Consider the following 24,994-nt stretch of genomic DNA (forward strand, 5'->3'; position numbering starts at 1 on the left):
TTCATTCGGAGCCGCCGCCGCGGCGGATGGGAGCAATCCCGAACGTCATGCGTCGTAGTCCACCACGACCTTGTCCGTGATCGGCAGGGCCTGGCAGGTGAGGACATAACCGGCGGCGACCTCGTCGGGCTCGAGGGCGAAGTTGCGCGCCATCGAGACCTCTCCCTCCACGACCTTCGCCCGGCAGGTGGAGCAGACCCCGCCCTTGCACGCGTAGGGCAGCTCGGGCCGCTGCCGCAGCGCCGCGTCCAGGATCCGCTCGTCGGCCGCCATGGAGACCCGCGACGTGCGCCCGTCCAGCACGATGTCGACCGTGACGCCGGGGGCGTCGGCCACCCGGGGGGCGTGCGGCACCGGTACATCCGCGACATGGAACAACTCGGTGTGCACGGCGTCGTCGGTGACGCCCCGCACGCTCAGGGCCACCCGGGCGTCCAGGACCATGCCGTGCGGCCCGCACAGGAACCACTCGTCCACGGTGCCCGCGGGCAGCAGCGTGTCGAGGATGGCGCCGATGCGCTGCTCGTCGAGGCGCCCGGACAGCAGCGCCGACTCCTGCGCCTCGCGGGACAGCACGTGGATGACGTGCAGCCGCTCCCGGTGCCGGTCCTTGAGGTCGGCGAGCTCCTCGGCGAACATGACGGTGCCGGCGGCGCGGTTGCCGTAGACGACCGTGCACCGGCTCGACGGCTCGACGTCCAGGGCCGTCGCGACGATCGACAGCACCGGCGTGATCCCGGAGCCGGCCACGAGCGCGGCGTAGTGCCGGGTCCGCGCCGGGTCGAACGCGCTGGTGAAGTGGCCCAGCGGGGGCATCACGTCGATCTCGTCGCCGGGGCAGAGGCCGGCGACCGCGAACGAGGAGAACGCCCCGCCCGGCACCGCCCGGATGCCGACCCGCAGCAGGCCCTCACCGGCCAGCTGCGCCGGGGTCGAGCAGATCGAGTACGACCGGCGGATCTCGGTGGCGCCGTCGAAGCGCCGCACGGTGAGGTGCTGCCCGGCCTGGAACGCGAACGCGGCCCGTTGCGCGACCGGCACGTCGAAGGTCACCACGACCGAGTCGTCGGTGAGCGGCTCGACGTCCATGACGGCCAGCCGCTGGAACGTGGGCCGGCGGAGCTTGAGCGGGGTGGTCATAGCGCCTTCACCGCGTCGAAGGGTTCGAGACAGGCGGTACAGCGCCACAGCGACTTGCACGCGGTCGAGCCGAACCGGGACAGTTGCTCGGTCGCCGGCGACCCGCACCTGGGGCAGCGCACGGACAGCGGGACGAACACCGAGCCGGGCATCGGGCCGGGCGGCGCGATGCCGGCCGCGGCCAGCTTGGCCTTGCCCTCGGCGGTGATCATGTCGGTGGACCACGGCGGGTCGAGCACGGTCCGCACATCGACCCGGGCGACGCCGGCGTCGTGCAGCGCGGACTCGATGTCGGAGCGGATCAGGTCCATCGCGGGGCAGCCCGAGTACGTGGGGGTGATCGTCACCGTGACGGCGTCGCCGTCGACCGTGACGTCACGCAGGATGCCGAGCTCGGCGACGTTGAGGACCCGCAGCTCGGGGTCCTTGACGGCGGCGACCACGTCGAACAGTGTCACCAGCGGGCCCCCGGGTGTGCGCGGTGCAGGACCTGCATCTCGGCGAGCAGCTTGGCGAGCGCCGCGGTGTGCACGCCCCGCCCCGCCGGGGCCTCGATCGCCGTGCCATCCCCCGGTCTGGTCAGCGTCGCCTCCGCCAGTACCGCGTCAACCGCCGCCAACCATGCCGGACGCAGCGTGGACGGGTCGACGACGACACCGGCGACGCCGAGCGCGTGCACGACCGGGTCGACCTCGAACAGCTGGTGCGTATGGGGCCACACCAGGTCGACCGCGGCCTGCATGCGCCGGTGCGACTCCTCGGTGCCGTCGCCGAGCCGCACGACCCACCGGGAGCTGTGATCGACGTGGTACGCCGACTCCTTGCGCGCCTTCGCGGCCACGGCGGCGATGCGCTCGTCGCCGGCCCCGATCGACCGGTCGTAGAGCAGCCGCTGGTACACCGACAGGAACAGCAGCTTGGCCATGGTGACCGCGAAGTCGCCGTTGTCCAGCTCGACCAGCCGCACGTTGCGGAACTCGTGCTCGCAGCGCAGGTACGCCAGGTCGTCCTCGGTGCGGCCGCGACCCTCCAGCTCGCCGGCGTAGGTCAGCAGCATCCTGGCCACGCCGAGCTGGTCGAGCGCGATGTTGGCCAGCGCGATGTCCTCTTCCATCTCAGGCGCGCGCGAGCACCACTCGCCCAGCCGTTGCGCGGCGATCAGCGCGTCGTCGGCGAGACCCAGCACGTACCCCACGTGGCTCATATGTGGTGCGCACCTTCCGGCACGTCGTAGAACGTCGGGTGCCGGTACACCTTGTCGGCGGCGGGCGCGAAGAACGCGTCCTTCTCGTCGGGGCTGCTCGCGGTGATCTCCGCGGCCGGCACGACCCAGATCGACACGCCCTCCTGGCGCCGGGTGTAGACGTCGCGCGCGTTGCGCAGCGCCATCTCGGCGTCGGGCGCGTGCAGGCTGCCCACGTGGGCGTGGGACAGGCCGCGCCGGGGCCGGACGAACACCTCAAACAGCACTTTTTGCTCTTTTCCCCGCGTACGCCTGCGCCGCCTCACGCACCCACGCGCCATCCTCGTGCGCGCGCCGGCGGTGCGCCATCCGCTCCTGGTTGCAGGGCCCGTCGCCCTTGATCACGCGCATCAGCTCGTCGTAGTCCGGCTGGGTGAACGCGTAGTGCCCGCGCTCCTCGTCCCACCGCAGCTCGGGGTCGGGGATCCGCAGGTCGAGGACCTCGGCCTGCTGCACGCACATGTCGACGAACCGCTGCCGCAGCTCGTCGTTGGAGAACCGCTTGATCTTCCAGGCCATCGACCGCTCGGAGTGCGTCGAGTCGGTGTCCGGCGGCCCGAACATCGCCAGCGACGGATACCACCACCGGTCGACCGCGTCCTGCGCCATCGCCTTCTGCTCAGGGGTGCCGTGCGACAGCGTGTGCAGGATCTCGAACCCCTGCCGCTGGTGGAACGACTCCTCCTTGCACACCCGGATCATCGCCCGCGCATACGGTCCGTAGGAGCACCGGCACAGCGGCACCTGGTTGACGATCGCGGCCCCGTCGACCAGCCAGCCGATCGCGCCGACGTCGGCCCAGGTCAGCGTCGGGTAGTTGAAGATCGAGCTGTACTTCTGGCGGCCGTCGATCAGCATCTCGACCAGCTCGTCGCGGGAGACGCCGAGCGTCTCGGCGGCGGCGTAGAGATACAGCCCGTGCCCGGCCTCGTCCTGCACCTTCGCCAGCAGGATCGCCTTGCGCTTCAGCGACGGCGCGCGGGAGATCCAGTTGCCCTCCGGCTGCATGCCGATGATCTCCGAGTGCGCGTGCTGCGCGATCTGCCGGATCAGCGTCTTGCGGTACGCCTCGGGCATCCAGTCACGTGGCTCGATCTTCTGATCCGCCGCGACGATCGTGTCGAAATAGCCCTGGAGATCGGTTCCGGCCGCCACATCGCGGCCGGCGGCCTGCTGCAGGTCCCGCTCGGCGCTGTCCACCTGCTCAAGGAGCGGGGCGAAGTCGTTGCCGTACACCCCCTCAGTGTTACAGCAACCGACCAACTCAGCAAGAAGGTGTCACAGCCATCGAGGTAACGAGCAGGGACTTTTGAGCGCGTCCAGGATGCGGGCTTTGCGTTGGAAGGAGAGACTGTCCGGGTTCGTCACGTCCAGTCACCCCCTGATCGCTAACGACGTGGAAACACCCGCAACACCTGCTCATTACCGGCGGTCGATGCAATGGGGCGACAGCCAGGGAGGGACCACCGACCCATGCGCAAGCGCGTCGGATTCACCGTGTTCGTACTGCTCGCCGTCGCACTGATGATCGGCGTGCCGTACCTGTGGGGCAGCGACAGGCTGGACGAGTACCGCTCCAGCGCCGCCGCGCCCGCGGCCGTCACCGCGCCCGCGTCCCCCTCCGCCGCCGCGACGCGCAAGGCGGCTCCCGCCGCGCCGGTCGCCCCGGCCCTGCCGCCGGCGCTGCTGCACCCCGCTCCGGTCACCGTCGACGCCACCGGCTTCTGGTCCTGGACCGTGCTCGACCGCCGCACCGGCGCGATGGCCGGCTCCGACAACGCCGCCGCCACCCAGCGCACCGCGTCGATGATCAAGGCCTGGCTGGCCGCCGACTACCTGCGCCGCACCCCGAGCCCGAGCACCTCGAACCTCCGCCAGCTGACCTCGATGATCCGCACCAGCGACAACACCGCGGCCTCGTACTTCTGGCAGCTCAACGGCCGCTCGGCCAGCATCACGCGGCTGGTGCAGCTGTGCGGGCTCACCGACAGCAGGGCGTACATCGACTGGGCCAGCACCCTGGTCTCCGCCCGCGACGCCGCCCGCATGGGCGCCTGCATCGCCGACGGCCGCGCCGCCGGGGCCACGTGGACCGACTGGGTCCTCAACGAGATGCGCAACGTCAGCAGCAGCCAGGAGTTCGGCGTGGTCCCGGCCCTGCCCGCCGCCGAGCAGCCCGCGACGGCGGTCAAGAACGGCTGGATCGCCCGCAGCGACGGCAAGTGGCACGTCAACTGCCTGGCCATCGGCACCGACTGGGTGCTCAGCGTCCTGACCGTGTACCCGTCCTCGAAGGGCATGGGCTACGGCGCCGAGATCTGCTCCAGCGTGACCCGCCAACTGCAGGCGTAGTCACGCATTATTCCTGCTCAGGTCCGCGGTGGGCACGGCCCGCCGCTCCCGTCAGCCACCGGTCAGGCCTTGACGGCCTTCCCTGCCAGGTCCGCGGACAGTCACCCCGACGCGACCTGCCGGCCGCGACCACGCGGCCGTGGACGGCCGCGACACGGCCTGCCGGCCGCGACAAACCCGGCGCCAGTTTGAGCTCGGCCGCCGGCGTCAGCCGACGAAGAACTCCGGACCGCCGGGGGGCAGGGCGGGCACGACCCCGCGGTCCGCGGCCCGGCGGGCGAACTCGCGGATCCCCGCCACCTGCCGGTCACCGAGCGAGAAGTCCAGCACCCGGAAGTAGTGCGCCAGGGTCGCCGCCGACAGCGTCTCCCAGCGGGCGGCGGCCTCGGCGACCTCGTCCAACTCCGTCAGGCACAGGTCCTTGGAGCGCAGGAACGCCTCGTGGACGTCCTTGACCAGGCCGGGGTGCGCCTCGGCGAACGACCGTCGCACGCCCCACGCGGCGAAGACCATGGGCAGGCCGGTCCAGTCGCGCCAGGCCTGGCCGAGGTCGGTGACGTGCCAGCCGTGCTGCGGGGCGTCGTGCAGGGCCCGCAGCGCCACGTCGCCGATGATGACGGCGGCGTCGGCCTCGTCGAGCATGCGGGCCAGGTCGGGCGGGCTCTGGAAGTACGTGGGCGTGACGCCGACGTTGGACTCCAGGTACATCTGCGCCAGGAGCACACCGGTGCGGGACGTGGCGCCCAGGGCGACCCGCCGGCCGGACAGGGACGCGAGCGGCACGGTCGACACGATGTTGACCGACAGCACCGGGCCGTCGCTGCCGACCGCGATGTCCGGCAGGAGCAGCAGGTCAGCGGCGTTGCGCAAGTACTCGACCAGCGTGATCGGGCCGATGTCGAGGTCACCGGCGACGAGGGCGGCGCTGAGCCGCTCGGGCGAGTCCTTGTGCAGATCGACGTCGATCAGCGCGCCTGAGCGCATGAGGCCCCAGTAGAGCGGCAGGCAGTTCAGGAACTGGATGTGGCCGACGCGGGGCCGCTGCAGTGCAGGCACACCGCCCATGGTGCCCCAGGATCGGCCGCTCAAGCAGACCGGGCGGTCATTGTCACAGCGCGTACCCTCATGGGATGCGACGCCCCCTCGCAGTGCTGGCCTGCGCCCTCGTCCTGGCGGGCTGCGGCACGCCCAGCGAACAGCAACCGCAGAACGCGCAGAGCGCGCACAGCGCCGGCCCGCAGCCCGCGGCCGCGACGCAGAGCGTGGCGCCGAGTCCGAGCGCGAGCGGACCGCTGTTCACCCCGGCCCAGCCCGTGACGATGAGCGTCAAGGGCTTCTGGTCCTGGGCGTTCTACGACCTGAAAGAGGACAAGTTGTACGGCTCGACGCCGTACACGACGAGCGACACCGCGAGCATGGCCAAGGCCTGGGTCGCCGCGGACTGGCTGCGGCGGCAGGCGGAGCAGAACAAGCAGCCCGCCCAGGCCGCCCTGGCGGAGTTGTCGCGCATGATCCGTGATTCCGAGACGGAGAACACGTTCAAGTACCACGTGCAGAACGGCAACCTGAACTCGATCAAGCGCATGATCACGACCTGCGGCCTGACCGAGACCAAGGGGACGCAGAACTCGTGGAGCCTGACGCAGATGTCGGCGCGGGACGTGGCGCGGCTGGCCAAGTGCATCGGCGACGGCCGGGCGGCGGGGCCGAAGTGGACCGGCTGGCTGCTCAACGAGATGCGCAACGTGCGTGGGCCGGGGCGGTTCGGGCCGATCGAGGTGCTGCCGGCGGACGTGCAGAAGACCACCGCGATCAAAAACGGCTGGCTGGCGCGCGACGACGGTCAGTGGCACATCGCCTGCATGGCCGTCGGCGACGGGTGGACGATCGGGGTCATGGCGCACTACCCGAGCACGCTGGGGAAGGACTACGGGACGAAGACGTGCCGGGAAGTGACGAAGCAGCTGCTGACCCAGCCGCCGCACTGACCCGCCACATCCAGCCGCCGAAGATCGCCACGGCGGCCACGCCGGCCACACCGCAGCCGATCACGACGTGGCGCGGCTCGAAGCGGGTGACCAGGACCCCGCCGGCGGCGTAGCCGAGCAGATTGGCGGCGTTGATCACGGCGCCGAAGCGGGCGAAGAACGTGCCCCGGATCTCAGCGGGCACGCGCCGGGCGGCGATCACGCCGAGGAAGTTGTTCTCCGCGCCGTTCATGGCACCGCCGAGCAGCCACAGCGGGTACAGCAGCAGCACCGTCCCCACGAAACCCGACGCCAGCACGACAACCGCCGTCGCCAGGTGGAGCAGCACCAGGATGCGGCCGAGCGCGCCGTCATCGCGGGCGCGGGCCGCGGCGAGCCAGCCGCCGGCCAGCATGCCGCCCGTCCACGCGGCCTCGACCAGCCCGAACTCGGCGGGCGCGGCGCCGAGCGTCTCGCGGATGAAGAACACGCCCACGACCATGTCGACGTTGAGCGCGAGCACGATGGAGCCGACCAGGCAGGTCATCGCCAGCATGAACCTGTCGTCGCGGATTTTCCATCCGGTACGAGCACCGTCCGCCCCTCCGGCGGACGCCTTCCGGCGGGTGTGCAGCAGGAGCCCGGCGGCGACCACGGCCAGGTAGGTCGCGGCGTCGATGAGCAGCGGGATCCGCAGCCCGAACGCGCCGACGAGCACGCCGGCGAGCGCCGGGCCGGTGAGCGAGCCGATGGAGTTGGCGGTCTGCCCGATCGCCATCGCCCGGCCGACGCCTTCCGGCCCGGCCATGTCGGGCAGCAGCGCGTTGAACGTCGGGCTGGTGATCGCCACCCCCGCGGCGAGCAGCCCGACCAGGGTGATCAGCAGCCAGGTGCTGGTGGTGAGCGCCATCGCGGTGCAGCAGGCGGCCTGGCCGAGGCCCACGGCGGTGAGCAGGAGCCGGCTGTCGACGCGGTCGACGAGCCGCCCGACGAGCGGGGCGAGCGCGACCATCGGCACCACCGACGCGATGAGCACGGCGGCGACGGCCGGCCCACCCGCGCCCCGCTCCTGCAGCGCCAGCACGATCGCCGTGGCGGCCATGAAGTCCCCGAGGAACGAGACCCCTCGCGCGACCGACAGCAGGTACACGTCACGGGCTGATGTGAAGGACACACTTCGAAAATAATCCTTCACATCTACTGATCGCTAGAGCGTGCCCTATATACGGGGAAAGCTCCGGTACGTCACGTTTACCTGCCGCGAACCCTCGGGCGGGTCGGGGCGGCGGGACCGGGCGTATCGCTCGAACAGGGCCAGCACCTCGTCGTTGAGCTCCCGAAGCTCGTCGGCGGTGACCTGGATCTGCAGGTCGGCCGAGGTGGCAGCGGTGTACCACTCGTAGGGCTCCTCGTCGCGGCGGGCCAGCCACGCCCGAGCCCGGGCGTCCTCGATCTCCAGGAACATCGTCGACAGCTCGCGGTCGGCGGCCTTCTCCGCCGCGCCACCCTCGGGACCGGCCTCGATGTTGAGGCCCTGATGGCGGCTGCGCCAGACTCGCTCCCGGCCGTCGCCGCGGCTCGGCGCCTCTTCGATCAGGTTGGCCTTGGCCAGTTCCCGCAGGTGGTAGCTGGTCGCGCTGGGCGACAGCCCGCAGACCTCGGCGAGCTCGGTCGCAGTGGCGGGCTCGCCACCGTCGAAGAGCCGATCGAGGATCGCGATCCTGGCCGGATGTGCCAGCGCGCGCATCGTCGCCGCGTCACGGATCTGCGCACGGCCCGGATCGAGCCGGGCCGGGGTTCGGTCAACCACGGGACCAGCGTATTCGCGGCGCCCGTTCGACATCTCATCCATGACCCTTCGGATGATCTAAGGTCAGACCTTTTTTCTTATGGTGGGTGATCCATCCCTACTGAGGAGTAGTTCGGTGCGAGTACGTGGATACGCCCCCGCGACGCCGTGCTGGACGGTGCTGACCAGCTCCGATACCGCCAGCTCCGTGGACTTCTACGGCGGTTTGTTCGGCTGGACGACCGCGCCGGCCGACGACGGGACCACCACGTTCCTGCGGCACGACCTGGCGGTCGCCGGGCTCGCCGCGGCGCCGGGCCGCCCCTCGGCCTGGCTGACCTACGTGTCGACGGAGGACATCGAGGCGACCGCCGTGCTGGTCGGCGACGCCGGCGGCACCGTGCTGCTGCCGCCCGCCCAGGCCGGCACCCGGGGCCGCTCCGCCCTGTTCGCCGATGCCACCGGTGCGGTGTTCGGTGCCTGGCAGCGCGGGACGTTCGCCGGTGCACAGGTCGCCAACGAGTCGAACACGATCTGCTGGAGCGAGATCGTCACCGCCGACGTGCCCGCCGCCGTGAGCTTCTACGGCAAGGTCTTCGGCTGGACGGAACGCTCCGGCTCGGCCGACGCGCACCAGGAGTATCACGAGTGGGTCGCCACGAACCGCGTGGTCGGCGGCATGAGCCTGATGGGCGAGCACTACCCGCCGGGCACCCCGGCCCACTGGCGCACGATCGTCCTGGTCGACGACTGCGCCGCCACCGCGGCCCGCGCCGCCGAGCTGGGCGGCCGCCTCATGGCCGGGCCGGTCGACGCCGGCGTCGGCCTGGCCGCGTTCCTGCTGGACCCGACGGGCGCGGCGCTCCTCGCCTTCGAGCTGATCCCGGAGCTGCGCGACGCGATGGGCTGACCATCAGGCACCCTTTGCCCTGCTCTCCACTCGCCCACTGCGTGTGCTTTTGCCCCTTTTATTCGTTTTATTCTCCTATTCGCTCGGACGCCTGCTTGCCGTGAGGCGCGTGCGCAGGGCGGCGGCGAGGTCGCAGGTACCGCACCATCCCAGCGGACGCACTGGCCGGCAAGCTCGTCGTCGACGCCATGAACTACTGGTGGGAGGTCGACGGCGAGCGGCCCGACCTGCGGTTCTCCTCCAGCGAGCTGGTCCAGGCCTTCCTGCCCGGCTCCCGGGTGGTCAAGGCGTTCAACCACCTCGGCTATCACGACCTCGAGGACCGCACGTCGCCGCCCGGCACCGCGGCCCGGACCGCCATCGCGATCGCCGGCGACGACCCCGCGGCCCTGGCGACGGTCGCCGCGCTGGTGGACGAGCTGGGCTTCGACCCGGTGATCGCCGGCGGCCTGGCCGAAGGGGTCCGCTTCGAACCGGGCACCCCCTTGTTCGGAGCCGCCGTCGACGCCGGCTCCGTGCGGTCCATGCTCGACCGCGCGGCTCGGACGGCTCCGCCACCTTTGGCGGGTGAGGCCCGAGGGTGATTCGGCGGGTGATTTTCTGAGTTCACCCTCCGCAGTTTTATCTGTACGCACTGATGGCCGTTACGTTCAGCGCCATGCGACCCCCGGACGCTGTCGGGCCGGACATCGAGAATGAACCGCTCCTGGTCCGCCCCTACGTACGCCATCTTGAGCAGCAGCACGCTGCGCCCACCGCCGACGAGCCGGTGGGCGGTGCGCCGCCGTCCGCCGGCCGGCCCGAGGACGACGGCCGAACCGAGGACGACGGCCGGCCCGCAAGGATGCCCACCGGCGGCCCCTTGTCCCGCGCCGCCGTCAGGGCCGCCGCCGCCGCTCCGGGCGGCCGGGCCCGCCGGCGCTTCCTTGCCGCCGGCTCGGGCATCCTCATGCTCGGGCTGGGCGCCGCGCTCGCGTTGAACGCCGGCGAACCGCCCACGGCTCCCACCCCCGGCGCGGCCGGGACGGCGGCACCGAGGAGTGCCCGCCTCGCGACGGCCGCCGTGCCGAGCGCACCGGCGTCGAACACCCCTGCGGCGACCGGAGCGTCGGCCGTCCAGCAGACGCCGTCGCCGACCGGGACGTCGCCCAGCCCGCCGGGCGCCGCGCCGCCGGCCGGTGGCCCCACGCCCGGCGCCCAGCCGGCCGCGTCGGCTCCACCCGGCGGCGGGTCCCGCACGGGCAGGATCACTGGCGTCTCCGGGCTGTGCCTCGACGCCGGCCCGGACGGCGTCGGCGACAGGATCCGGCGGTGGGAGTGCGACGGCACCTCCGGCCAGACCTGGACCGTGGCGGACGACGGCACCGTGCAGGCCCTCGGTCGATGCCTGCAAGCATCAGGCGACCGCCTCAGCCTGCAGACCTGCAACGGCGGACCGGCCCAGCGGTGGCGGCCGGGACCTGCGGGCTCGTTGGTCAACCAGGCCTCGGGCCTGTGCCTCGGAAGTTCGGACACGGCGGACGGCAGGGCCCCGCAACGGGTGGCGGCCTGCAACCAGTCCGATGCGCAGCGTTGGGTCCTACCCTAGCGATCTTCAACGGCCTGTAACGCGGTGGGCACGTAGAGCGCTCCTTGTGAGGGGAACACTTTCGAAGTGGCGCCGGGTGGCCGGCCTGGCGACATCTCGGTCGACCTCACCGTCTTGGACGCCTGCCGATGAGGTGCACGGATGCTGACCGCATTACACCTGGCGTGCGAAAGCACGCCCGACCTCCCAGCCACCATGAACCTGCAGATTCCCGCCCTGGCCTGGTACCCGACCGGAACCGGCGGATGGCAGCGCACCTTCCACCCGCAGGGGCGGGGCATCCCGGTCCGGGTGGAGACCGACCGGGGCGGCCTGCGGTTCTCCTTCCGGACCGGCCCCGAGGAAGCGCAGCTGCGGGACCTGCTGATCGCCACGTTCCGCAACGGTCGACAGGTCGGTGCCATGGCCCTCGCAGGGCACCCGGCGCTACGGACGCTGCGCCGGCACCACAAGGGCATGATCCTGCTGGCCGGCTCACCGTTCGAGACGCTCGTCCTGGCCGTCCTGGCCCAGGGCCGACCCCCAGCCGCCGTCCGGAAGGTGTTTCCCCAGCTCACCGCGGCCTGCGGGGGCCTCACCCCGCAACGGCTCTCCGCGCTGCCGCTGCCCAGCCTGGCCCAGATGCTCAGACCGCTCGGCGAGGTCAAGGCCTCCCGCCTGCACGCCACCGCGGCGATCCTCACCAGGCGCGGCGCGACCGCATTCGACCGGCTGATGGCCAGCTCCAGCCCGCACGCACTGAACTACCTGCTGTCCCTGCCCGGCGTCGGCGTCCACACCGCCGCCGTCGTGATGGCGATCATGAACGACGTGCCGGACACGGTACCGATCGACCAGCATCTGATGCGGGTCGCCCACCGGCTCGGCCTCACCGACCACGACGGCCGCCTCACCAGAACAGGAAGCCGCCGGGTCGCCGAGGACCTGCTCGCCTACGGCCCCGACCTGGCGCGCGTGCACCCGCTGCTGCAGCAGGTCGCCTACGACACCTGCACCGCGGACGCCCCGGACTGCCGGCGCTGCTTCCTTGCCGAGTCCTGCCGCTACGCGGCCCACACCACAGCAACCAGCCGCGCCAGCTGAAGCGCAGAGATCGGTAGAGTCCCGGAAACCGGCGCACGTTCGGTCGCGGCACACCGCGGGCTCAGCCGTTTTGTCCACCGTGGAGCGAAAGGTCGCTCCGGCCCCACAGCTGTCGTTACTTCGGGGAGAGTCGATGCACTATCCCTCACCCCCCGGGGAGCGCAGTTGCGCAAGCACGCCCTGCGCCGTTCGCTGCTGCATGCAGCCATGACGGCCACCATCGTCGCGATGGCCACGGCGATCACCGCCGTGCCCGCTACCGCCAGTGGCACCTCATCCATCACCGGCCACCTCACCGACCCGGCCGGTGCGCCCGTCGCCGGTGCCAGCGTGTGGGCCACGTCCATCGGCTCCGGCAGCCCGCCCGTCTTTACGCAGACCGATGGCGCCGGGGCGTACAGTTTCGGCAACCTCGATGCCGGCAGCTACGTCCTGAGCTTCCGGGCCGCCGGCGGCTCATTCGAGCAGTATGCGCACCAGGCGCTGACCTTCTACGCCGCCGACCGGATCCCCGTGGCCGCGGGGGCCACGGTCGTGGTCGACGAGCAGCTGCTGGCGACCGGACGGATCGTCGGCACGCTGCACAACGCCGACGGCTCGGCGGCTCAGGCGTTCGTGCAGGCCTACACCGCCGAGGGTCAGAATTACGTCGGCAGTGGAGGTGTCGCTCCCGACGGCACGTTCGGGCTGGACCTGCCGCCCGGCGATTACAAGATCCAGTTCTACGTGCGGTACTCGTTCTACCAGTGGAACGGCGGCAAGCTCACCTTCGACAGCGCCGCCCCGATCCAGGTGACCGCTGGATCGACGATCCCGCTGGCCGAGACCGTCGTGCCGACTGGATCAATCGCCGGACGGTTGACCAACGCCGACGGCACCCCGGCGGCCGGCGTCGGCGTCTTCGCGGAGCGGCTGGAGTACGACGGCATCCCGTCACGCAACGCGACCACGGACGCCGACGGACGCTATCGCATGGACGATGTCGTGACCGGCGACTGGATCGTCGGGTTCAGCGGGCCGCGATGGATCACGCAGTACGCGCACGGCACGCTCGACCGCGCCGCCGCTGCGCACATTGCGGTGACCGGCGGCCAGGTGTCCACCGTGGACGAGCAGTTCCTGCCGCGGGGCACCCTGCGCATCATCGCGCACGACGCCACCAGCGGCGCGCCGCTGTCGCACTTCTGCGCCTACGCGACCACCAACACCAACCTCAGCGGCTGCGCGGACGACACTGAGATCGTCCTGGACGACGTCTCCGCCGGCGTATGGCACCTCAACGTCAACATCGGCGATCATCAGCACTTCGAGGAGCGCGACGCAACGGTCACCGTCGTCGGCGGCCAGACCACGACGATCGACGTGGCCCTGCGCCGCGGCGCGACGCTCACCGTGCCGATGGTCAAGCGGGCCGACGGCTCGACCGCCGACGGCTGCGCGACGGCCGCCAGGGTCGGCGTGCAGTACCCGTACTTCGGCGACTACCCGAACTTCATCACCCCGTACACCTGCTCGGACTGGCAGTCGCCTCAGATCCCCGGCACGGTGATCCTCGGCCCGCTCGACGCCGGCACCTACCAGGTCTTCGCCGACCCGCGCGACGACGCGCTCGGATCACAGTGGGTCGGCGCGACCGGTGGTACCGGCGACCGCGGCGCCGCCGCGCAGATCACGCTCGTGGAAGGAGCCCAGGTCACGGTCCCGGTCGTGCGGCTCGACCAGGCCGGCACGATCAAGGGCAAGGTCACCGACCTCACCACCGGCGCCCCCGTCCAGGGCGTCTGCGTGTCGGTGACCGCGATGACTCCGGGCTTCAGCGGCGACGGCTGCCCCGTCGGGACCGCCGACGACGGGACCTACGTGCTGCCCGGCGTGGGCCCGTATGCGTGGCCGGTGCAGTTCACGAAGAACGGCTACCAGTGGCGCTGGTCCGGCAACGCGGCGAGCCGGACCGATGCCACTCCGGTGACCGTCCGCGCCGGCAAGAACGTCACCGCCAACTACAAGCTGCGCACCGGCGGAGGCACGATCACCGGCACGTTCCATGACGCCGCCGGGCACCGGCTCGACGGGGGCGTGACCGCCTACAACGCGGTCACCGGCGAGGCGGCCTCGATCGGTGCGCAGGCGTACGACAACGTGCCCTACACGCTGGCCAATCTCGCGCCGCAGCAGGTGAAGCTGCATTGGTCGACCGGTGACGGCCGGCACGGCTGGATCGGCGGCACCGACTTCGCCTCCGCTTCGCCGTTGCAGGTCAAGAACAACAAGACGCTGACCGTGAACATCACCGTCAGCTGACGATCGGCAGAGGCGGTCAGGGTTCAGCATGGCCCTGACCGCCGAGCGAGCACCTGGAAGCCGGGACCTCGTTCGCAGCGGAGACGGCCAGGCGGCACCCGGCCCGGCGGATCGCCGAACCGGCCAACAGTCCCGACACCTGACGCACTGCCGGGCCGGCTGGAGCATCGGCGATCCTCGCGGCTGTCATGCGGTCCGCCCGGGCCTGCTCAGCAGTACGCCGGTATGCCGTCACGCACAGACGATCCCTGTCGAATCGCCATGTGCTGCGAACACTCCGGAAGCGAGATCAAATCGCGGGACAGGTGATATGCGCGTGCCAGTGGGTAGCCAAGAACGCGCTGAGCGGGCGAGCTACCAAGAAAGGGGGTCGACATGATCGGGACGATCCTATGGGCAGTTATCGGCGGCGCCATCATCGGCGTTCTTGCGCGACTGATTCTGCCCGGCCGGCAGAACATTTCGGTCCTGCTCACCGTTGTGGTCGGCATCGTCGCTGCGCTGATCGGAGGGTTGATTGCCACCTGGCTCGGGGTCGGGCAAACCAGCGGCGTCGACTGGATCCGGCACGGCATCCAGATTCTTCTCGCGGTCATCGGCGTCTACATCGCCGCTCGGGCGACGAGTGGACACGGGCGGCCGGCCGGCGGCGCTCGTATGTGACGAGCCATTCGCCAACAGCCATTCCGACCACCGACGACGAAAGGAATCCCACCATGAGCAAAATCGTGGACAAGGCCAAGGAACTGCTGAACAAGCACAACGACAAGGTCGACAAGGGGTTGGACACGGCCGGCGAGCAGGCCGACCGGCGCACCGGCCAGAAGTACACCGAGCACATCGACAAGGGCGTGCAGGCGGCGAAGGATCACACCGGAGAAGGCGGGCCGGCCAGGTAGCACATCCGTCGACGCCGTAGCCTCGCATGATCCTGGAGAGAGCTCGTGCAGCCAGAGCTGCACGAGCTCTTTTTCTCACCGCGCGGAGACCTAGTTGCCGTAGGTGATGACCATCGGTGCCGGCTGGAGTGCCATGACCTGCTCCGGAGTCATCAGCTTGTTTTTGGACTCCAGCTGGTAAAAGATCTTGAATCCGCCGTACCTGAAGTTCTGGAACCGTTGCATGCCCTGCGCCACCCATTTGGCGTACTGCTCGGTCTTCACCTCGATATCGCCGGGCCAGCCGCCCACCGAGTCGACGTGGATCACCACGTCCACGCGGGTGTCGTTGAGCAGGTTCCGTTTGTCGGCGATGATCGCCGCGCCCGGGTTGTACGGATCGGCCAGGTCGTCGCCGTCCGGCCGGTACTGATGGATCATGAAGATCTTGCGTGGCACCTGGTACTCCGCCGGCATCTGCGCGACCGCGCTGATGAGCGGGTTGAGGTCAGCGGCGCGCACGTTGGACAAATTGATGCCCGGAACGCCGTTGTGCCGGGGGAACATCCACTCCGGATCAACAGCGACGTGCACGAACGGCAACTTGAGGTACGGCCGGAAGAAGTTCAGCTCCCCCAACGGGTCGGACCAGCCGAAGTTGAGGTCCAGAAACAGCAGCAGGCCGTGTTTCCGGCAGAATTCGACGTACCGGTCGATCGTCGCCGCGTCCACGTGATGGCTGTACGTGCCGGCCGGCCCCGGCCTCCTGTCCGGCACGCTGACCACGAGATCGATCCCGGCCAGCACCGGATGCGCCGGGTCGAGCTGCTGATATACCGCCGCCTGCTGCTTGAGCCGGACGAGCATCGCGTCGGTGAGCTCATGTGCCGGACCGGTGACGGCAGCACCGGGCACCGCGTAGAAAGCGACGACCCGGTTCTGCGGCAGTGCCGCACCGGCGTCGGGGTCGAACCTCGGTGAGGGAAACGCGGTAGGCGTGGCAATCGGCGCCGATACGGGCGAGGTATTGCTGGCTCTGCCCCTCATGACGTAGCTGACGATCGACACGATCATGACAAGTGCGAGCGCTGCCGGCACAATCATGATCTGCCGGTTCAGGCGGCGCCGTTCCGGCGCGTGGGAATGCGGTGGTGAATCGATCATGGAACAGGTGTCCTTTGTTTCTGAAGTCGCACGCGGATCGCAGCCCTGCGAGTCCAAACGTGCAGTCGCTTCAGTCCGGCCCCACCTGAGATGCCGGCGCCAACTCCCCGTCACGCAGCGCACCAAACCACCGGCGTTACGGTAACCACACCTTCACCCGCAGACCGGTCGCCGTATGAGTTCACGAGTGGCGCATCGTCATTTCCTCGGCATACCCCTCGACAACCGCCGGTTCATTCAACCGATTTCACCCGGGTGAAGCGGCACGGAATGTCTTGCGACCACGGAACCGCTTCGAGCAAAGTCGACTCCGCAACCGTCATGCATTTGCGCCCGTCGTGCCGCCGTCGCGTCTTGGTCGACGGTCGAGCAGTTACGCGGACCAGCGGAGACCCCTTGTACAAAAAGGGCGTTGCCCGCCCGAAACTCGAAGGGCAATCCAGTCGTGCGCTTCAGCCTGACCGACGAGACGATTGACGTCGATCGCGACGCACCCGGGCTCGGCCAGACGACCGACGGCGACCCCACCGTCGTCATCCGCGCATTCCCGATGCAGCGCTCCCGCCACGGCCGGCCCACCGCGAAGATCGTCGCGCTGGTTCCCGCCTACAACGAAGCCGCGACCATCACCGACACCATCCGAGCGCTGCGCCGGCAATGGTCGCCGCCGATCGACCGGATCGTTGTCGTGCCGAACAACTGCACCGACAACACCGCCCAGATCGCCGCCGCCGCAGGCGCCGATGTGTTCGAGTTCCCCGGCCACAACCCCCACAAAAAGGCCGGTGCGCTGAACTGGGCCATCATCAACCTGTTGCCCGGTCTCGCCGACGACGACTTCCTGCTCGTCACCGACGCGGACAGCATCCTCCATCCGGACTTCACCCAGCATGCCGTCAGAGCACTCACCCGGCCCCGCGCCGGACGCCGCTGGCGGCGACCCGTCGGCGCCGCCTGCGCCAGTTTCCACACGTCGCGCGACGGCACCACCCTGCTCGATCGGCTGCAGCGCAACGAGTACGCCCGCTTCGCGCGGCAGGTTGCCCGGCGCATGGACAAGGCGCTTGTGCTGTCCGGTGTCGCCACCCTGCTCCAGGTCCGCGTGATCCGGGATGTGCTCATCGCCCGCGGTCAGGGCCGGCTCCCCGGCTACCGCGGTGAGCTGTACCACCGCGACACCGCCACCGAGGACATCGAGTTGACGTTCGCGATTCAAGCGCTCGGCTATCGTCCGCTGGCACCGTCGAAAGCGACCGCGACCACAGAGTCGATGCCGACGTGGAAGGCGTTGAAGGATCAGCGGGTCCGCTGGCAGCGGGGCATGCTTGACAGCCTCCGCCTGTACGGGATGAACCGGCGCACGTTCGGCACCTGGGTTCGCCAGATAGCGATTTACGTCGGGTCGCTGCTGGTGCCGGCGTATCTCGCGTTCCTGGCCGTGTTCCTCACCGTGACAGGCAGCTTGCCGTTCGACGCGCGATGGCTGCCGTTGACGGGTCTTTTCTTTCTCGAGCGTGTCTGGACGGTCCGATCGGGTCGTCCCGGTGACATCGCATTAGCGGCGTCGATGCTGCCCGAGTGGCTGTTCGAACAATGGCGCGCCGGCGTGTACTGGCTGGCGGTGTGGAAGACGGTCCGCGGTGCTGACCGTGAATGGAAAAATCCCTGAGGAGGAGTGCACGTGTACGAAGGAAGTGTTGCGGGTGGGGCCGGCGCCGGTGTTGCGACGCTGCCGGTGACCGGCCTGTCGATCGGTTGGCAGTTGGTGCTCGCCGCCACGTTGATCATGGGCGGTTTTGCGCTGCTCCGGCTGGCGCCCCGGGTCCGGCGGCATCACTGATTGCCGCTGCGAGTGCCCGATCAGCATCCGCATCACCGGGCGAGACAACCTCGCCCACCAGCGCGTCGATCGCCGGCGCGTTCCCGATGCCGGGCGATCCTTTCATGATCGAAGCCCCGTGACGGTCCCAACCTTCACGGGGCTTCGGTTCTGCTGGAGCTGACTATTCCCTCAGACGGCCCAGCACATCCTGGACTCCACCGTCCTGACTTGTCTCCGGCGATGAGCAGGACCGCCGACCGCTACGGGCGGCGGGCGGAGCTCCTTCATGTTGGTGATCTGTGAGGCGGTGACGGTGTTGACCAGCGGCCTTCCCTCAGCGGGACCGCTCCGTTCCAAGACGAGGATCGCCTAGGGCGGCACCTGGCCCGCAGGATCGCCGAACTCGCCGACAACCCCGACACCCCGCTGTTCTTCGGGAAGCTGGACATCGACGACGACAAGTTCCACGTCGGGCGCGGCACGTCGACCGCCAAACTCCCCCGCATCTACCCCCAGATGTAGTACGAATGGTTTGTAGTACAAAGAGTTTGTAGTACTGTTGGGTCGTGGAGGTCATCGGGCGGGCGGTTGAGCTGGCGGAACTGACTGCCGCGTGGGAGCGGGCAGTTGGTGGCGAGCCAGAGCTCGCGGTGGTCTGGGGGCGACGGCGGGTCGGCAAGACGTATCTGCTGACGCATTTCGCTGAGGGCAAGCGGTCCGTCTACTTCACTGCGGCGCGTCAGGACACCGACGAGCGGCAGCTTCAGCGGTTCGCCGACGCGCTTCGCGAGCAGCTCGGCGACGAAATTGCGGACCTGGCGCCGGCGAGCTTTCCGACCTGGGAGGCCGCGCTGCGGTTCGTCGGGGGCATCGCCCGCGCCGAGCCCTTGCTGGTGGTGCTCGACGAGGCGCCCCGCCTGATGAGCGGGCATGCAGACTTCGCCGACACCGTTTCGGCCGTATGGGAAAACCACATCCGCAGCCAGAAGCTGATGCTCGTCCTTTCCGGATCCGCCGTCGCGGTGATGGAGCAGATGCTGGGTCCGCAGGGCGGCCTGCACCGCCGCGCCGGCATCGAGCGGAGGATGGATCCGTTCCCACTGATCGATGCGCGTGCGTTCCTGCCCGATCTGCCGCCCGGCGACTTCATCCAGGCGTATGCCGCCTGCGGCGGCTATCCGTTGCACCTGCGTCGCTGGTCGGCGCAGCGGTCCACCGAGGAAAACCTCGACGAGCTGGCCTTCACTCCGGGCGGCCTGCTGCTGCGGGACGCGCCGGACATCCTCTCAGAGGATCTTGACTGGCGTGGCGGATATGAGCGGGTTCTCACGGCCATGGCCGGTGGCGCCCGACGACGTTCCAGGATCGCTGGGCGGGCGCAGCAGCGCATCGACTACACCCTCGACCGGCTCCGTCGGGCCGGCTACGTGCGGACGGTCCGTGCGCTGGGCACGGCCGGCGCCCCCGATCCGTATTACGAGATTGCCGACGACTATCTCGCGTACTGGTTCGCCGTGCTGCGCGACGACGCGGACCTCATCGACGGTGGCCAGGGGTCGGCCGTCAGGCGACGCACCTCGGGACGGTGGCAGACCCACGTCGCCCGGGTCTTCGAGGAGGCGGCCCGCGAGCACGCGCAGCGGCTGGTGGCGACCGGGGCACTCCCCCATGACACGATCATCGGCCGCTGGTGGAAGGACGAGACTGTCGAGATCGACGTGCTGGGGCTCACCGGCGACCGACCGATCCTCGTCGGTGAGTGCCGATGGCAGGCCAGGCCGCTCACCCACCGTGACCTCGGTGACCTGCAGCGCCGAGCCGCCCATCTGCCGGAGCCGGGCCCGGCCGGGCTCACGTTCGCGTTCTGGTCCCGCGGCGGGGTCGACGAGACCCTGGCCGGCCATCCCGATGTGCGGACATTCACCCCCGCCGACATCATTGACGGTCGCGGCAATTCGGTGAAGGGCGATGACAAACGCACGTAACCTGGTTGGGCGGGCAACAGCGGTTCTTCGGTGGAGGCAGCCCGCTTCCGAGGCACTACGAACGTCACGCTACCGGCGACGTAGCAGGGCGTGAGTGTCGATTTCGATCGCGAATGGACCGGTCACAAGGATGCCACGGCACCCGCACCGAACGGAGCAGTACCGGGTTCGACCCAACGCATAAATCGCTGGAGTCCGCCCGCGCCAGCGCGTAGCGTGGTGGGCCGCTTGACGGCCGCGGTGAGGTAGGCACCGCAGCGGACGTCCCGACGCGCCGGGCTCGACCATGAGGTCCCGGATACGCGAGCGAGCAGCAGCTGAGATTCCCCTGAAGGAAATCACCGTGCCCGCACTGCACGACGAGCTCGCCGCCGAGCGAGCACACCTGGAAGCCTCCCGCAAAGCACTCCGCCGGATGCGGGAACACGCCGAAGACCTGTTCTCCACCGGCGACCAAGTAGCCGGGGACCCGTTCGCGGCGGAGACGCTCGGGCGGCACCTGGCCCGCAGGATCGCCGAACTCGCCGACAGCCCCGACACCCCGTTGTTCTTCGGGAAGCTGAACATCGACGACGACAAGTTCCACGTCGGGCGGCGGCACGTCACCGACGTGGCCGGGGAGCCGATGGTGCTGGACTGGCGAGCGCCCGTGTCCCGCAAGTTCTACCAGGCCAGCGTCAAGGACCCACAGGAAGTGAAGACCCGGCGACGGTTCGGGTTCGTCAAAGGAGACCTGACCAGCTTCGAGGACGAACACCTGCAGGCCGGGGAGGAACTCGGCACGACCAGCCGGATCCTGCTGGAAGAGATCGAACGGCCCCGCGTCGGGCCGATGCGCGACATCGTCGCCACCATCCAACCCGAGCAGGACGAACTGGTACGCGCCGAACTGGACGAGTCGATCTGCGTACAGGGCGCACCCGGCACCGGGAACCCCAACCCCAGAATCCGACACACTGCCGGTCCGCAATGAGTCAGGCGACCTTGAGCTGCTCATCGCCGAAGTCGGCGATCAACTTGAGAGTGCCGCCGAGCGCTGCGATGTAACGGCCCAGCACATCCTGGGTCGAGACGCTACCGGCCTCGATCTGCGACACCCGCGCCACCGACACACCCATCCGCGTCGCGACCTGCTCCTGCGTCATCTCACGCCGCTTCCGCAGCTCGGCCAGCCGCCAACCACGAGCCTCGTCCAGCATGGCACCCACGGCCGCCTCGAACGCCACCTGACCACCTGCGGTGTCGACCGCACGCTCCAGGTGATCCGCGTCCCGCCAACGCTTAACGCCGCCCATCGCCGATCTCCCCTTCTCGCGCGTTGCGACATATCTTGCCCGGTATTCGGCGACCGTTCGGGAGCCCGCCGTGCGGGTCATTCGTGAAAGAATTGAGGCCCGGAAGGAGGGTCCACCTTGCCAGTCGCCACCTCGAGCCGCCATGGCAATCTGCCGCGCACCGATCGGCGTTTCACCGTGCCGCTCTACTCACAGGCTGAGGCGGCGCGCTACGTGGACATGCCGCCGTCGACGCTCCGGGACTGGGCGCAGCAGGGATCCAAGCGTCACGAACATCCCATGGTCACCCGTCTGCCCGCAGCTGGCGGACGCCAGCCGACCGTCCCGTTCATCGGGTTGGCCGAGGCAATGTTCCTCTCCGCGTTGCGGCGTGCTGGCGTGCCGATGCAGCAGATCAGGCCGGCGCTGACGATGGTCGAGGAGCGGCTTGGAGTCGCTCACGCGCTTGCCTCTCGCCGGCTCTTCGCGGCGGGACCGCAGCTTCTCTGGGAGGTTGCGACGGAGGGTGAGCTAGGCGCCGATCAGCGCCGGGCCCTCATCGTGCTCCGTGACGGACAGTATGTCTTCCGCGAGGTCATCGAGAGATACCTCCGCCGGATCGAGTACGCCGAGGACGACTACGCGGCCCGGCTGCAGCTGCCCGGCTATGAAGTCGCCAACCTGGTGGCCGACCCAGAGATCAACTTTGGCCTGCCGTTCTTCGCGGACTCTGGTACACCGATCTACGCGGTCCTGTCCCGGATCCGCGCTGGCGAACCCTTGGCCGAGGTGGCCGAGGACTTCGAGCTTGCCGAGGATCAAGTGGCCGAGATGGCCGACAGAGCCGAGGCATTCGCTGCATGACGTTACGGCTGTTCCTTGATCGCAGCGTTGGCACCCGGAAGATCGCCGCCGCACTCCGCGCCCAGCAGCTCGACGTGGAGACCATCGCCGACCGGTACGGTGCCGCCAACCCGACCATCAAGGATGAGCAGTGGATCGCTGAGGCGAGCCGGGACGGTCGATTGTTGATCAGCGCCGACCAACGGATCCGATATCGCCCGCTGGAGCGTATGTCCATTTGCCTACACGCCGCTCGTTGCGTCACGTTCGCCGCCGGAAACATGACGGCTGATGACATGATCGCGCTTTTCCTTCGGCATCTGCCGCAAGTCGTGAGTATCGCGACCGGTCCTGGTCCATTCGTCTACCACCTGACTCGGGAGCGGCTGACCAAAATGACGCTGGACTGCGGCCCATCGGGAACTCCACCACATCACCCACCTGTGATCTCCTGAGAAATCCCCGTCGCGCGGACGCGATGCAGATGCAACGGACCCGAGCCTGCGCTACGACCTCTCCGCAAATCGGTGGAGTCCGGCGGAGATTGCGCGTAAGGTGATGGGCCGCTTGACGGCCGCGGTGAGGTAGGCACCGCAGCGGACGTCCCGACGCGCCGGGTCAACCTGGATACGCGAGCGAGCAGCAGCTGAGATTCCCCTGAAGGAAATCACCGTGCCCGCACTGCACGACGAGCTCGCCGCCGAGCGAGCGCACCTGGAAGCCTCCCGCAAAGCACTCCGCCGGATGCGGGAACACGCCGAAGACCTGTTCTCCACCGGCGACCAAGTAGCCGGGGACCCGTTCGCGGCGGAGACGCTCGGGCGGCACCTGGCCCGCAGGATCGCCGAACTCGCCGACAGCCCCGACACCCCGTTGTTCTTCGGGAAGCTGAACATCGACGACGACAAGTTCCACGTCGGGCGGCGGCACGTCACCGACGTGGCCGGGGAGCCGATGGTGCTGGACTGGCGGGCGCCCGTGTCCCGCAAGTTCTACCAGGCCAGCGTCAAGGACCCACAGGAAGTGAAGACCCGGCGACGGTTCGGGTTCGTCAAAGGAAACCTGACCAGCTTCGAAGACGAACACCTCCAGGCCGGGGAGGAACTCGGCACAACCAGCCGGATCCTGCTCGAAGAAATCGAACGACCCCGCGTCGGACCGATGCGCGACATCGTCGCCACCATCCAACCCGAACAGGACGAACTCGTCCGCGCCGAACTCGACGAGTCGATCTGCGTACAGGGCGCACCCGGCACCGGGAAGACCGCGGTGGGGCTGCATCGGGCGGCGTACCTGCTGTACCTGCACCGCGAGCGGCTCAAGCGGTCCGGCGTGCTGATCGTGGGGCCGAACAGCGCGTTCCTGAGCTACATCGCCGGGGTGCTGCCGGCCCTCGGCGAGATCGAGGTGCAGCAGTCGACGATCGATGGGCTTCTCAGTACACCCGCGAAGGCCACGGACACGGAAGCGGCCGCCGAGGTGAAGCACGACCCGCGGATGGCCACGGTGCTGGCGCGGCGGCTCAATGGCAAGATCCGCAAGCCCGAGGCGCCGCTGACCGTGTCCGACGGGTCCTACCGGTGGCGGGTGTCGACGGAGGCGTTGCGGCGGGTGGTGGACGACGTGCGGCGGGAGGCGCCACCGTACGGGATCGGCCGGGAGCGGGTCAGGGCGCGGATCGTGTCGCTGCTGATGCGGCAGTCGGAGGCGCGCCGCGGCGACTCGCCGAGCGAGGGGTGGCAGCGGCGGATGGGCCGGTCGCAGCCGGTCGTCGAGGTGCTCGACCAGGCGTGGCCGGCGGTCACCGCGGAGCAGCTGGTGTTCGAGGTGCTCAGCGACCCGGCCGACGAGCTGCTGGAGCCGCACGAGCAGGCGGCGATCGCGTGGGCGAAGCCGCCGAAGACCGCGAGGTCCGCGAAGTGGACGGCGGCGGATGCGGTACTGATCGACGAGGCCGCCGGGTTGATCGACCGGGTGCCCTCGTTCGGCCACGTGGTGCTGGACGAGGCACAGGACCTGTCACCGATGCAGGCACGGGTGATCGCGCGGCGCTCCGAGCACGGCTCGATCACGCTGCTCGGCGACCTGGCGCAGGGCACGGCGCCGTGGGCGGCCCGGGACTGGCCGACGCTGCTGGCGCACCTGGGCAAGCCGGGGGCGCGGGTGGTGCCGTTGACCACCGGGTTCCGGGTGCCGGCCGCGGTCGTCGCGCTGGCCAACCGGTTGCTGCCCGCGCTGGGGGTGGACGTGCCGGAGGCGCGGTCGCTGCGGACCGACGGCGCGCTCACGATCGGCGCCACGCCGTTGCAGGATGCGGTACGCGCGGCGCTCGCCTTCGAGGGCTCCATCGGGGTGATCGCGGCCGACGCGACGGTGCCGCGGATCGCCGCCGGGATCGAGCACGAGCGGGTCACCGTGCTGCCGGCGAGCCTCGCGAAGGGTCTCGAGTACGACCACGTGATCGTCGTGGAGCCGGCCGACATCGTGGCGGCCGAGCCCCGTGGGCTCAACCGGCTGTTCGTGGTCCTGACGCGGGCGGTCTCGCGGTTGGACGTCCTACACGAGCGTCCGCTTCCTCCGCCGTTGGATAGGGTTTCGTGATCACTGTCCGGATGTCACTATCTCGAAACAGTGCGACAACCGGAAGGACGCGGA

At 69.6% G+C, this 24,994-nt stretch carries 24 protein-coding genes and 1 pseudogene; 15 read left to right on the top strand and 10 right to left on the bottom strand.

What is annotated here, in order from left to right:
• Positions 1-45: 45 nt before the first annotated feature.
• The 5 genes from paaE to paaA are packed head-to-tail and all read right to left on the bottom strand — an operon-like array spanning position 46 to position 3,619.
• Positions 46-1,140 carry a 1,2-phenylacetyl-CoA epoxidase subunit PaaE gene (paaE, locus tag AB0H83_RS18810; protein WP_360094978.1) on the bottom strand — a complete coding sequence of 365 codons (1,095 nt, stop codon included), beginning with the start codon at positions 1,138-1,140 and terminating at the stop codon, positions 46-48.
• On the bottom strand, positions 1,137-1,601 hold the full coding sequence (gene paaD / locus AB0H83_RS18815) for a 1,2-phenylacetyl-CoA epoxidase subunit PaaD (protein WP_360095174.1): 465 nt from the start codon (positions 1,599-1,601) through the stop codon (positions 1,137-1,139). The genes paaE and paaD overlap by 4 nt, the downstream gene beginning before the upstream one ends.
• Positions 1,595-2,344, bottom strand: coding sequence for a 1,2-phenylacetyl-CoA epoxidase subunit PaaC (gene paaC / locus AB0H83_RS18820; protein ID WP_360094981.1), 750 nt, complete (start codon positions 2,342-2,344; stop codon positions 1,595-1,597). The genes paaD and paaC overlap by 7 nt, the downstream gene beginning before the upstream one ends.
• Positions 2,341-2,610: a 1,2-phenylacetyl-CoA epoxidase subunit PaaB gene (paaB, locus tag AB0H83_RS18825; protein ID WP_033363274.1), complete on the bottom strand. Its 270-nt coding sequence runs from the start codon at positions 2,608-2,610 to the stop codon at positions 2,341-2,343. The genes paaC and paaB overlap by 4 nt, the downstream gene beginning before the upstream one ends.
• Positions 2,600-3,619 carry a 1,2-phenylacetyl-CoA epoxidase subunit PaaA gene (paaA, locus tag AB0H83_RS18830; RefSeq protein ID WP_360094985.1) on the bottom strand — a complete coding sequence of 340 codons (1,020 nt, stop codon included), beginning with the start codon at positions 3,617-3,619 and terminating at the stop codon, positions 2,600-2,602. The genes paaB and paaA overlap by 11 nt, the downstream gene beginning before the upstream one ends.
• A gap of 237 nt (positions 3,620-3,856) precedes the next feature.
• On the opposite strand from paaA, the gene AB0H83_RS18835 reads away from it, so the two are divergent.
• Positions 3,857-4,735, top strand: coding sequence for a serine hydrolase (locus AB0H83_RS18835; protein WP_360094988.1), 879 nt, complete (start codon positions 3,857-3,859; stop codon positions 4,733-4,735).
• 207 nt (positions 4,736-4,942) lie between these two features.
• Here the strand turns inward: AB0H83_RS18835 and AB0H83_RS18840 are convergent, their stop codons facing one another.
• Complete coding sequence (locus AB0H83_RS18840; protein WP_360094991.1) at positions 4,943-5,791, bottom strand: menaquinone biosynthesis protein; 849 nt, start codon at positions 5,789-5,791, stop codon at positions 4,943-4,945.
• 74 nt (positions 5,792-5,865) lie between these two features.
• Here AB0H83_RS18840 and AB0H83_RS18845 point away from each other — a divergent pair, with 74 nt between their 5' ends.
• Positions 5,866-6,723 carry a hypothetical protein gene (locus tag AB0H83_RS18845; protein WP_360094994.1) on the top strand — a complete coding sequence of 286 codons (858 nt, stop codon included), beginning with the start codon at positions 5,866-5,868 and terminating at the stop codon, positions 6,721-6,723.
• Here AB0H83_RS18845 and AB0H83_RS18850 read toward each other — a convergent pair.
• Together AB0H83_RS18850 and AB0H83_RS18855 are read right to left on the bottom strand one after the other, a co-directional pair.
• On the bottom strand, positions 6,629-7,876 hold the full coding sequence (locus AB0H83_RS18850) for an MFS transporter (protein ID WP_360094997.1): 1,248 nt from the start codon (positions 7,874-7,876) through the stop codon (positions 6,629-6,631). The genes AB0H83_RS18845 and AB0H83_RS18850 overlap by 95 nt on opposite strands.
• A 45-nt stretch (positions 7,877-7,921) precedes the next feature.
• Complete coding sequence (locus AB0H83_RS18855; protein WP_360095000.1) at positions 7,922-8,512, bottom strand: metalloregulator ArsR/SmtB family transcription factor; 591 nt, start codon at positions 8,510-8,512, stop codon at positions 7,922-7,924.
• Positions 8,513-8,627: 115 nt separating this feature from the next.
• On the opposite strand from AB0H83_RS18855, the gene AB0H83_RS18860 reads away from it, so the two are divergent.
• The 7 genes from AB0H83_RS18860 (at position 8,628) to AB0H83_RS18890 (ending at position 15,272) form a co-directional block, all read left to right on the top strand.
• Positions 8,628-9,401 (top strand): VOC family protein, encoded by a 774-nt coding sequence (locus tag AB0H83_RS18860; RefSeq protein WP_360095003.1) that lies wholly within the window; start codon positions 8,628-8,630, stop codon positions 9,399-9,401.
• Between the two features lie 188 nt (positions 9,402-9,589).
• Complete coding sequence (locus AB0H83_RS18865) at positions 9,590-9,985, top strand: hypothetical protein (protein WP_360095006.1); 396 nt, start codon at positions 9,590-9,592, stop codon at positions 9,983-9,985.
• A gap of 74 nt (positions 9,986-10,059) precedes the next feature.
• Complete coding sequence (locus AB0H83_RS18870) at positions 10,060-10,989, top strand: ricin-type beta-trefoil lectin domain protein (protein ID WP_360095009.1); 930 nt, start codon at positions 10,060-10,062, stop codon at positions 10,987-10,989.
• A 141-nt stretch (positions 10,990-11,130) separates the two neighbouring features.
• Complete coding sequence (locus AB0H83_RS18875; RefSeq protein WP_360095012.1) at positions 11,131-12,072, top strand: hypothetical protein; 942 nt, start codon at positions 11,131-11,133, stop codon at positions 12,070-12,072.
• Positions 12,073-12,237: 165 nt separating this feature from the next.
• Positions 12,238-14,373: a carboxypeptidase-like regulatory domain-containing protein gene (locus tag AB0H83_RS18880; RefSeq protein WP_360095015.1), complete on the top strand. Its 2,136-nt coding sequence runs from the start codon at positions 12,238-12,240 to the stop codon at positions 14,371-14,373.
• A 375-nt stretch (positions 14,374-14,748) separates the two neighbouring features.
• The gene (locus AB0H83_RS18885; protein WP_360095018.1) at positions 14,749-15,036 is read left to right on the top strand and encodes a GlsB/YeaQ/YmgE family stress response membrane protein; all 288 of its coding nucleotides are present in this window, start codon (positions 14,749-14,751) and stop codon (positions 15,034-15,036) included.
• 53 nt (positions 15,037-15,089) lie between these two features.
• Positions 15,090-15,272: an antitoxin gene (locus AB0H83_RS18890; RefSeq protein WP_360095021.1), complete on the top strand. Its 183-nt coding sequence runs from the start codon at positions 15,090-15,092 to the stop codon at positions 15,270-15,272.
• A gap of 90 nt (positions 15,273-15,362) precedes the next feature.
• Here AB0H83_RS18890 and AB0H83_RS18895 read toward each other — a convergent pair whose 3' ends face one another.
• Positions 15,363-16,415 carry a hypothetical protein gene (locus tag AB0H83_RS18895; protein ID WP_360095024.1) on the bottom strand — a complete coding sequence of 351 codons (1,053 nt, stop codon included), beginning with the start codon at positions 16,413-16,415 and terminating at the stop codon, positions 15,363-15,365.
• A gap of 445 nt (positions 16,416-16,860) precedes the next feature.
• Here AB0H83_RS18895 and AB0H83_RS18900 point away from each other — a divergent pair, with 445 nt between their 5' ends.
• The 3 genes and pseudogenes from AB0H83_RS18900 to AB0H83_RS18910 all read left to right on the top strand — a co-directional run.
• On the top strand, positions 16,861-18,084 hold the full coding sequence (locus tag AB0H83_RS18900) for a glycosyltransferase family 2 protein (RefSeq protein ID WP_360095027.1): 1,224 nt from the start codon (positions 16,861-16,863) through the stop codon (positions 18,082-18,084).
• A 719-nt stretch (positions 18,085-18,803) separates the two neighbouring features.
• Complete coding sequence (locus AB0H83_RS18905) at positions 18,804-20,222, top strand: DUF234 domain-containing protein (RefSeq protein ID WP_360095030.1); 1,419 nt, start codon at positions 18,804-18,806, stop codon at positions 20,220-20,222.
• 286 nt (positions 20,223-20,508) lie between these two features.
• A pseudogene (locus AB0H83_RS18910) lies at positions 20,509-21,153 on the top strand (AAA family ATPase); the annotation flags it as partial.
• Positions 21,154-21,196: 43 nt separating this feature from the next.
• Here AB0H83_RS18910 and AB0H83_RS18915 read toward each other — a convergent pair.
• The gene (locus AB0H83_RS18915; protein WP_360095177.1) at positions 21,197-21,517 is read right to left on the bottom strand and encodes a helix-turn-helix transcriptional regulator; all 321 of its coding nucleotides are present in this window, start codon (positions 21,515-21,517) and stop codon (positions 21,197-21,199) included.
• Between the two features lie 117 nt (positions 21,518-21,634).
• Here AB0H83_RS18915 and AB0H83_RS18920 point away from each other — a divergent pair, with 117 nt between their 5' ends.
• From AB0H83_RS18920 to AB0H83_RS18930, 3 genes are all read left to right on the top strand, one after another.
• The gene (locus AB0H83_RS18920; RefSeq protein WP_360095033.1) at positions 21,635-22,360 is read left to right on the top strand and encodes a DUF433 domain-containing protein; all 726 of its coding nucleotides are present in this window, start codon (positions 21,635-21,637) and stop codon (positions 22,358-22,360) included.
• Positions 22,357-22,794: a hypothetical protein gene (locus AB0H83_RS18925; protein ID WP_360095036.1), complete on the top strand. Its 438-nt coding sequence runs from the start codon at positions 22,357-22,359 to the stop codon at positions 22,792-22,794. Before AB0H83_RS18920 ends, AB0H83_RS18925 begins: the two co-directional genes overlap by 4 nt.
• A 211-nt stretch (positions 22,795-23,005) precedes the next feature.
• Positions 23,006-24,940 (top strand): AAA family ATPase, encoded by a 1,935-nt coding sequence (locus AB0H83_RS18930; protein ID WP_360095180.1) that lies wholly within the window; start codon positions 23,006-23,008, stop codon positions 24,938-24,940.
• Positions 24,941-24,994 lie beyond the last annotated feature (54 nt).

It is taken from the genome of Dactylosporangium sp. NPDC050688, assembly GCF_040654515.1.
Taxonomy (GTDB): Bacteria; Actinomycetota; Actinomycetes; order Mycobacteriales; family Micromonosporaceae; genus Dactylosporangium.